This is a genomic window from Methanobacterium sp. BAmetb5 (assembly GCF_003491305.1).
In the GTDB taxonomy this organism is placed as follows: Archaea; Methanobacteriota; Methanobacteria; order Methanobacteriales; family Methanobacteriaceae; genus Methanobacterium.
This window is the reverse complement of record NZ_CP022706.1, coordinates 2,240,001-2,242,500: the sequence shown is the minus strand read 5'-3', so window position 1 is coordinate 2,242,500 and position 2,500 is coordinate 2,240,001. Positions and strand designations below refer to the sequence as shown.

6 protein-coding genes (2 of these 6 only partly in view) are annotated in these 2,500 nt (G+C 43.6%); 4 read left to right on the top strand and 2 right to left on the bottom strand.

Annotated features, from left to right (window positions below; all coding sequences use genetic code 11):
- The 3 genes in view from CIT02_RS11175 to argH are tightly spaced (at most 46 nt apart) and all read left to right on the top strand, a layout consistent with a single transcriptional unit that may run on beyond the window.
- Positions 1-85, top strand: the final stretch of a protein-coding gene (locus tag CIT02_RS11175; RefSeq protein ID WP_292612511.1) for a 30S ribosomal protein S24e. 227 nt of this gene lie to the left of the window's left edge; the window shows 85 of its 312 coding nt (coding positions 228-312); its start codon lies off the left edge, out of view; its stop codon occupies positions 83-85.
- Between the two features lie 42 nt (positions 86-127).
- Positions 128-292, top strand: coding sequence for a 30S ribosomal protein S27ae (locus tag CIT02_RS11170; RefSeq protein ID WP_008512911.1), 165 nt, complete (start codon positions 128-130; stop codon positions 290-292).
- A gap of 46 nt (positions 293-338) precedes the next feature.
- Positions 339-1,760, top strand: a complete 1,422-nt coding sequence (argH, locus tag CIT02_RS11165) for an argininosuccinate lyase (protein ID WP_292612502.1) — start codon at positions 339-341, stop codon at positions 1,758-1,760.
- A gap of 217 nt (positions 1,761-1,977) precedes the next feature.
- Here argH and CIT02_RS11160 read toward each other — a convergent pair whose 3' ends face one another.
- Complete coding sequence (locus CIT02_RS11160) at positions 1,978-2,190, bottom strand: hypothetical protein (RefSeq protein ID WP_292612500.1); 213 nt, start codon at positions 2,188-2,190, stop codon at positions 1,978-1,980.
- 73 nt (positions 2,191-2,263) lie between these two features.
- Here CIT02_RS11160 and CIT02_RS11155 point away from each other — a divergent pair, with 73 nt between their 5' ends.
- On the top strand, positions 2,264-2,404 hold the full coding sequence (locus CIT02_RS11155; RefSeq protein WP_144405523.1) for a DUF3096 domain-containing protein: 141 nt from the start codon (positions 2,264-2,266) through the stop codon (positions 2,402-2,404).
- 6 nt (positions 2,405-2,410) lie between these two features.
- Here CIT02_RS11155 and CIT02_RS11150 read toward each other — a convergent pair whose 3' ends face one another.
- Positions 2,411-2,500: the 3' end of a 7-cyano-7-deazaguanine synthase gene (locus CIT02_RS11150; RefSeq protein ID WP_292612496.1), read on the bottom strand. 1,005 nt of this gene lie beyond the right edge of the window; only the last 90 of its 1,095 coding nucleotides appear in the window; its start codon lies beyond the right edge, outside the window — the gene reads right to left on this strand; the stop codon is at positions 2,411-2,413.

Below are 2,500 nucleotides of genomic sequence, written 5' to 3'. Positions count from 1 at the left end.
AAAACTGGTAGAAATTGAAAAACAGCACGTCCTGGGAAAGAATAAAGAAGCAGAAAAAGAAGAATCTGAAGAAGAAGAGGAATAATAAATTCCCATTTATTCTTACAACCCCTATGGAGGACAGAACATGAAAAAATTTGAATTGTACGAAGTTAAAGATAACAAAATCATCCGTAAAAACCCAGAATGTGTACGATGCTCCCATGGTGTCTTCATGGCCGATCACGGAGACCGTTACGCCTGTGGAAAATGCGGTTACACCCAGTGGAAAGGTAAAGAAGGTAAAAAATAATTCAAATCCTTAAATAAGGGATAAATATCAATCAAGGTGTATTTTTTTGAATCTTCGTTCCGGACGACTTAAAGGGCAGATGAGCCGTGAAGTGGCTGATTTCACATCTTCCCTGGAATTCGACCGTCGCATCTTCCAGGCAGACATTCTCACCAATCGTGCCCACACCACCATGCTGGTGGAACAGGAAATAATACCAGGCAATATTGGTAAACAAATCCTGAACGCACTGGAACAACTGGAAAAAGAGGGTATTGATGCTCTGGATCTGGACACTGCCGTGGAAGACATTCACATGGCCGTGGAGAACTACGTTACCAGTGTGATGGGCCCTGATGCCGGTTTCATGCACACTGCCAAGTCACGTAACGACCAGGTGGCCACTGACCTGAAAATTGCCTTGAAGGAAGAGATTCGAGAAATACAGAAAGAATTACTTACTTTTATTGAAATCATTCTGGAGATGGCTACCGAAAACCGGGACACCCTGATGGTGGGTTACACCCACCTGCAGCATGCCCAGCCCACCACCTTCGCCCACCATCTCCTTTCCTATGCCCAGGCCCTTAAAAGAGATTACGGCAGGCTGCAAGATGCTTACCACCGGATGGACCTGTGTCCATTGGGTTCAGCGGCATTGACCACAACCAGCTTCCCTATTAATCGGGAACGCACTGCTGAACTACTGGGATTCTCTGGTCCCATGGAAAACTCCATTGATGGAGTGAGTAGCCGGGACTTTATTGCAGAAACTGTTTTTGCCCTGACCATGCTGGGCACCACCCTGTCCAAGATCTGTGAGGAACTCATTATCTGGAGTACCTACGAGTTTCGTATGGTGGAACTGGGGGATGATTTCTCATCAACCTCATCCATAATGCCCCAGAAAAAGAATCCCGATGTGGCGGAGATTGTGCGGGGTAAAACTGCTGTCCTTAACGGGGAACTGGTAACCATTCTCACCATCATTAAATCCTTACCCCAGAGTTACAACCGGGATCTGCAGGAAGTCACCCCTCACCTGTGGAAGGCTACCGACACTCTGAGTTCCGCCCTGACCATCACCATGGGTATGTTATCCTCAGCAGAGTTCCAGGGTGAACGTGGTGAGGAACTGGCACGGGCCAATTTCTCTGCCGCCACTGAACTGGCTGACCTCATGGTACGGGATGCCGGATTACCATTTAGAACCGCCCACCAGATAGTGGGACGGGCCGTAACCGTGGCCCTGGATGAAGGTATGAAAGCCGAGGACATTGATGCCCATTTCCTGGATGAGATCTCCCAGGAACTCACCGGCCAAACACTGAACATAGATAATGCTGTGGTGAAGAAGTCATTAAATCCTAGGGATATAATCCAGAGTAGAAAAGTTATTGGTGGACCTGCACCAAGCATGGTTCAGGAAGTCATTGGTAATCTGAGGGACTTTGTCGAGGAAAATAAAAAAGTTCTTCATGAAGAATAATACTCTTCCCCTCAAAAAAAAACGAATTATTTTTATATATTTCCTTAAAGAATCCGAGTTGACTGGTATTTTACAATTCTATTCATTTTCCTGGTAATTCAATCCATGTGACTGATATTTCCCTTATTTTATTCATACCGTATCTGTATATCCAGTATTCCATCTACTTTTCTAATATTCCCTCTAAACTATTGTCCCGTAATCCATCATCACTTAATCATTCATCATCAGAATCTGAACCTGATTCGTTTTCTTCATCTTTAATTTTTTCTAAAAATTTCTTCCGGATTTCATCAGCCAGTTCTTTATCTTCAATAACCACTGCCCCCTGATAACCACAGTCCCAGCACTGCCAGATGGACCACATCTGGGGATTGATCCATTTTATGTTCATAGAACCACAATTCGGACAGAATTTCGATCTTTTCATGATTAACCTCTTTTCCCCATATATGGAGTCATTTCACAATATTTATATACATTCTATTACAAAATATAAGAGCATGAAAGACGATACAACTCGTGAAATAATCGCCATAATAGCAATTATATTAGGGGTTTTGATGCTTATTTACCCCCAACTGGTGGGATACTTAGCTGGGTTATTCCTGATCATTTACGGTATACTGGAACTGATTAAATAAAGAATATCAACCCTGTATCTGATCCAAGCCTTCACCGGGTTCTAATATTCCTGCTCTAGTTTCCCTTAGAACTCTCTGAATAGAATAACGACGCAT

Coding starts and splice junctions, on each gene's coding strand:
- CIT02_RS11170 (WP_008512911.1), top strand. CDS start 128: ATGAAAAAATTTGAATTGTACGAAGTTAAAGATAACAAAATCATCCGT.
- CIT02_RS11160 (WP_292612500.1), bottom strand. CDS start 2,190: ATGAAAAGATCGAAATTCTGTCCGAATTGTGGTTCTATGAACATAAAA.
- CIT02_RS11155 (WP_144405523.1), top strand. CDS start 2,264: ATGAAAGACGATACAACTCGTGAAATAATCGCCATAATAGCAATTATA.